Consider the following 5,477-nt stretch of genomic DNA (forward strand, 5'->3'; position numbering starts at 1 on the left):
AACTTTGCCAAGCTGCTGCGGTGGGCAGCCGCTTTTTTGCGTCTAATTTTCCAATGGCTTTCTAATTATCAAAGAACCATCTCTTACGGTAACGCTTTATCAAAATAGACTTTTTCAGAACCGACTAAACCATCATTTTGAAATTGAATTAATTCTTCCGCTGTGCCAAATCCGGAAACCCCCATATTGATCACTTCTGCATGAATTTCTTTCTCGCGCAGCCTTTTTTGCAGTAAAGCAGGATACGTCTCTTCGTCTTGTACACCATGCCCTAACGTCACGCTGTCACCCTGAACCATAATGCGTATTACGCCATCGGGCCTTTTGATGCTGTATTCATCCGTGCCTCTGAAGCCAGCGGAATTAGTGTTGTATTGATATGCATATTCAGGTGACTGATGGATGGCTTTTACATGGCTAATATTTTTCCTTATTCCCCACGGCGCGCTTTCGACAAATCTTGGAACCCTATACTGAGGCGATAGGATTCGCACTGTAAGCTCCGCAAGAAAAAGAACTAAAAAAACAGAGATAAAAAAAGTTATTATTGTAAAAAAGATCTTTTTCCCTAAACGCAGTTCTTCCATTGTTGTCACCAAAAATTCACATTCACTGTGAAGCCGTCGACTAAAAAAATACGTAACGCGTTACCGGATTTGGGAAACACCGATATTTCTCCTCGAAATATGAGCGGCCCTGCCCGGACGCCACATGGATCTTGGAGGGGGGCACTGAAGACATCCTCCTGTTTTTGCTGTTGTTCTTCCGCCGCGATCACCGCAAGAGGCATTCCACCGACACCATCCAACGCCCCCACCGTGAGATTCGGTGACGGTCCCGGGTTGTGGGGCATCCTTTCAGACTGCGAGTCATAATTTGACGATCTGCACGTTCGTCATTGCTCTCCCCAGAAAATGCTCTCCAAGGTGTCGAAAGCGTAGGGGAACGTCCGTGATGTAGTACCGGTAGTCCGGAATGGCGTGGTCAGGGTTGGCCAGATGCTGATCTGCCAGCAGCCCTGCCGTAATCGTTGCCATGGCCTCGGCGGAATCGACGAGCTGAATGCCGGGGCCGACAAGATCCTTCAAAAGAGCTTTTAAAATCGGATAATGGGTGCACCCCAGGACCAGAGCATCGATGTCCTCCGCCAGGACCGGCCGCAGGTATTCCAAGGCTGTAAGACGGGTGACCTCATGATCCCACCACCCCTCTTCCACAAGGGGCACGAAAAGGGGACAGGCCTGAGAAAGGATTCGGATGGAGGGATCAAGAGCGTGAATCGCCCTGGTGTAGGCGTTGCTGTTGATCGTTGCCATGGTGCCGATGACGCCGATACTGCGGGTCCGGGTATGGGCCACAGCCGAGCGGGCCCCCGCTTCGATTACATCGAGAACGGGAACGGGGGAAAGGTCCTTCACGGCGGCGTGGGCCACAGCCGCCATGGTATTGCATGCGATGATCAGGAGCTTCACACCCTGCTGTAGCAGAAATTCGGTGATCTGGGTGGAGTAGCGATTGATGGTTTCCACGGACTTGATGCCGTAGGGCACCCGGGCCGTATCGCCGAAGTAGACGATATGTTCAAATGGAAGCCTTTCCATCAGGGCCCGGACGACGGTCAAACCGCCGATACCGGAGTCGAAGACGCCGATAGGCTGCCGGTTTTCAGGTTTCATGTGTATTGCCCTGGATATTCCTCTCGCATGTCTTGCTGGAGGATCTCATTGATTCCGCTGCAAGCGTCTATGCTTTGCCTCCCGTATAGTCAGCCACCACGATGGCCAAAAGGTCGGAGGTTGCCGCGGCCTGCAGGACCGCGTGGATCTCCTCCGGATCATGGGGGTTGTGTATCCTTGTTATATAGTCCTGATAAGGGGTCAGAGTTCTCTCAAGCGTGCCTTCAGGGATCTTTTGACCTCCCGTTGTTTCCGCTTTTCCATTGTCGAAGATCAGTACCTTCAAGGGAATTTTCCTCTGAATCGCTTCGTTCAGCCCCAGGTGACCGGCGGCAATAAACGAAAAATCCCCCGTCAAAGCCCAGACGGGCTTATGGCCCGCCATGAACGCGCCAATTGCCAGGGGCAGACTGCCACCCATGTGGGTGGTCAGATCCACACATTCAAAGGGCGGAAAGCCGAACAGACAGGTATGCCCCGTATCAGCGGTAACAACATTTCCCCGTACATTCCTGAAAACGGAAAACAGAGGAATATAGCGAGACAGAACTGATTTCCACTTGTCCGGCATGCCGTCGGGAATGTCCGGGACGGGTGGTTTTGCCAGGGCGTCGCTGTTCCGGCCGGTTCGTTTGATCCTGAGCAGTTCATACTGATAGGCGCCGAAGGCAGGACAGAGTATATGGCGGGTAATATCACGAACATAGCTGGTTTCGAGGGGTGGCGGCGTAACCTCCGAGAGGGAAACCTCCAGGTCCATCTCGTCGGCATTGACAATCACCGCGACCGGCAAAGCCAGGCGTTCCGATTCCGCGAAGGCGGAAATAATCACCTCTTTTGCGTTTCCCTCGCGGGCACGGACGTGGTGGAAGGGAACGCCCATACCCGTTAAAAGCGGGGCGCTGTGCAGGATGCTGGCTGAATGTTTGCCCAGCGGATCCTCCAGAATCAGAATAATCAGGCCCGCCGTGGTTCCGGCATAGAGCGCGTCTACAACGCTGTTCGCCGCCTTGGCCAGGCCGTGGCCTTTCATCATGGCGCATGCCCGTCTGCCCGTCAACGCGGCGCCGTGGGCGAGGGAGAAGGCAACTTCTTCATGAAATGAAAAAGGATGCGAAATACGGCTTAACGAACAGAAGTGATCATGGATATCCTGTCCGCCCGTTGCCGGGACATACGTCAAAAGTGCGTCGGCTTCGAACAGGGTTTGGGCGATGATATATGAAAGCCGTGCGGTGGTCATCCGATTCACCCATATTCCTTTTATGTCTGATAGGTTGGCGGCCAAAGGGCCACTTGTTTTTTGAGTGGATACCTATCACATTTAACGGGCAATGTCATCGAGACATCGAGGGCGGTACGGTGTCACCCTTTTATACACCCCAGGGCACGTAATCGGGCCACTTTTTTGGCGATTCCCGCCCTATGAACCACATCGACGACCCAGTCAAGATTCTTGTAGGCTTCGGGGATTTCCTCTGCGAGCGTGCCACGGCCGGAGGCCATGACGACGACCCCTTTATCGGCCAGGTCCTTGGTAATGGAGCGACCCCGGCTGGATTTCGTCGCTTGGGCGCGGCTCATGACACGCCCCGCTCCATGGCAGGAACTGCCAAAGGTTTCTTCCAGGGCCTTGTCTGTGCCGGTCAGGATGTACGAACCGCTACCCATATCACCGGGAATTAAAACGGGCTGACCGATGTTCCGGTATGCAACCGGTACAAGGGGATGTCCGGCGGGCAGGGCTCGGGTTGCCCCCTTGCGGTGGACGCAGAGTGTGCGATCCTTTCCGTCTACCGGGAGGGTTTCAATTTTGGCGATATTATGGGAGACGTCGTAGAGAAGCCGCATGCCCAAAGCCTTTGGGCTCATGTTGAGTGTTTCTTCGAAAGATTTACGGACCCAGTGCATGAGGACCTGTCGATTTGCCCAAGCGTAGTTTGCCGCGCAAGCCATGGCGGCCAGATAGTTCTGTCCCCGGGGTGTTTTGAGATAGGCACAGGCGCGCTGACGATCCGGCAATTCAATGTCCAACTCGCCAATATGTTTGACCATTCCGGTTAGGTAATCGTCACAGACCTGATGACCCAGTCCCCTGGAACCGCTGTGGAGCATGATAACAATCTGTCCTTTGTCAAGACCGTAAGATCTTGCCGCCGCGGGGTCGAAAATCTCTTCCACAACTTCAATTTCCAGGAAATGATTGCCTGAGCCCAGAGTGCCCAGCTGGGCGCGTCCCCGTTCAATGGCCCGGGGGCTGACCTTGTCCGGATCGGCTCCGGCCAGCATCCCCCCCTCTTCCGTGTGGTCCAAATCCTCGGGGGAACCGTAGCCATGATTGATGGCCCAGCGGGCGCCATCGGTAAGCACCTTTCTGGATTCTTTTTGTTTCAACTTGATGGACCCTGTCGAGCCGACGCCGGAGGGAACTTGCTGAAACAAGGCGATTACCAGATCCTTGATGCGGTCCCGGATTTCCGGGAAGGTCAGATGGGTGGTCATAAGGCGGCAGCCGCAGTTGATATCGTAACCCACACCGCCTGGAGAGATGATGCCCTCCTCGACATCAAAGGCGGCAACCCCGCCGATGGGAAAGCCGTAGCCCCAATGCATGTCCGGCATGGCCAAAGAATATTTAACAATTCCGGGAAGGTGTGCCACATTGGCGACCTGTTTTGGGCTTTCGTCCCGCCCCATGGACTGCAACAGGTGTTCACTGGAATAGATGATTCCGGGGACCCGCATTTCTCCATGCCGGGGAATCAGCCAGCGGAACTCGTCCAACCTTTCCATCCTGATCTCAGACATCGAAGATTATTCGTCCTTTCCACCCTTGCTCTGTTTTTTCCACCGCCGCTTTGTGATAGGTTACGGCCTTTATTTCTTTATTGATGAGGTGCTTTTGTGTGTTTATATGTTCTCCGTGGAGGATCGCTGTCAAACGATAGGCATCGCATGCATTGATCGCAACCGTTTTGGGTAAAAATCGCTCCCCGTTTATTAGATAGAGAACCTCGCGCAGAAAATTGACAAACAGGTCCGTCTCATCCGCCCCCTCCACCGAAAAGTGTTTTTCCTGATCGGGGGAGACGCAGTCTGCATGGGTGATCAACGCAACGACGGCCAGGGCGGCACAGACATACAGTTCTTCCCGGGTGCGACCGAAAAACTCGACACCCAGGTCCGCCGTGTGATCGAAGAGACGAAACCTCCTGTTTATCATAGACATTGTCCATCCTAGAGATGTTCAATCTTACCACAGGGTAGGTAAAAGCCAAAGGACGAAAAAGGCAGTCCCGATTTTAGTTCGTTCGGGACTGCCTGTAAAAAGGGGGAGGGATGAAGTTGGATTATGACATTACCACTTACCTGGTCCTGGACCGCCACCCGGATGCTTGCCCCACGTTCTGCCGTGTCCGTAGCCCCGTTCCCGGTTGTTTCTCTGAAACTGGGTTCTCTGTTCCGGTGTGAGGACATTCAGTACTTCAAGACGGAAAGCCGTCCGTTTTTCCTCAATCTGGCTACGGAGGGCCTGCACTTCCTTTTGTGTGTCCTTGATCTTTGCCGGATCGGGATTGGTCTCGAGCCAGAGCGTTCTCAATTCGTTTCGCTTGACGAACATCTGGTTTCGCATAGTCTGCATCTCCTTCCAGTGATTATCCCGCAGGGCATCCATCTTGCCTGTCTGTTCCGCCGTCAGATTCATACCGTAAAATCCGGCCATCATACCCCGCTTGTCACAGAACCAGCCGCCATGGCCACGACCTCCGCCATAAGCGAATGTAGCGGTTGCTATCAGAC

The 5,477-nt window shown here is 53.8% G+C and carries 6 protein-coding genes; all 6 read right to left on the reverse strand.

Translation table 11 applies throughout. The features are described 5' to 3' along the window. Positions 1–83: 83 nt before the first annotated feature. The gene (locus tag GX147_05925; GenBank protein ID NLN60231.1) at positions 84–587 is read right to left on the reverse strand and encodes a hypothetical protein; all 504 of its coding nucleotides are present in this window, start codon (positions 585–587) and stop codon (positions 84–86) included. A gap of 282 nt (positions 588–869) precedes the next feature. Continuing rightward, positions 870–1,676, reverse strand: coding sequence for a glutamate racemase (locus GX147_05930; GenBank protein NLN60232.1), 807 nt, complete (start codon positions 1,674–1,676; stop codon positions 870–872). A 67-nt stretch (positions 1,677–1,743) separates the two neighbouring features. After that, positions 1,744–2,928, reverse strand: a complete 1,185-nt coding sequence (locus GX147_05935; protein NLN60233.1) for a hypothetical protein — start codon at positions 2,926–2,928, stop codon at positions 1,744–1,746. A 113-nt stretch (positions 2,929–3,041) separates the two neighbouring features. Next, on the reverse strand, positions 3,042–4,484 hold the full coding sequence (locus tag GX147_05940; protein ID NLN60234.1) for an RtcB family protein: 1,443 nt from the start codon (positions 4,482–4,484) through the stop codon (positions 3,042–3,044). Then, positions 4,477–4,905: an archease gene (locus GX147_05945; protein NLN60235.1), complete on the reverse strand. Its 429-nt coding sequence runs from the start codon at positions 4,903–4,905 to the stop codon at positions 4,477–4,479. Before GX147_05945 ends, GX147_05940 begins: the two co-directional genes overlap by 8 nt. A gap of 129 nt (positions 4,906–5,034) precedes the next feature. Then, a partial coding sequence (locus tag GX147_05950; protein ID NLN60236.1) for a Spy/CpxP family protein refolding chaperone occupies positions 5,035–5,477 on the reverse strand: 443 nt, incomplete at its 5' end.

This window comes from Deltaproteobacteria bacterium, assembly GCA_012522415.1.
Lineage (GTDB): Bacteria > Desulfobacterota > Syntrophia > Syntrophales > JAAYKM01 > JAAYKM01.

Excerpts from the sequence above, each read along its gene's own strand:
- GX147_05925 (NLN60231.1), bottom strand. The coding sequence starts at position 587 with ATGGAAGAACTGCGTTTAGGGAAAAAGATCTTTTTTACAATAATAACT.
- GX147_05930 (NLN60232.1), bottom strand. The coding sequence starts at position 1,676 with ATGAAACCTGAAAACCGGCAGCCTATCGGCGTCTTCGACTCCGGTATC.
- GX147_05940 (NLN60234.1), bottom strand. The coding sequence starts at position 4,484 with ATGTCTGAGATCAGGATGGAAAGGTTGGACGAGTTCCGCTGGCTGATT.
- GX147_05945 (NLN60235.1), bottom strand. The coding sequence starts at position 4,905 with ATGTCTATGATAAACAGGAGGTTTCGTCTCTTCGATCACACGGCGGAC.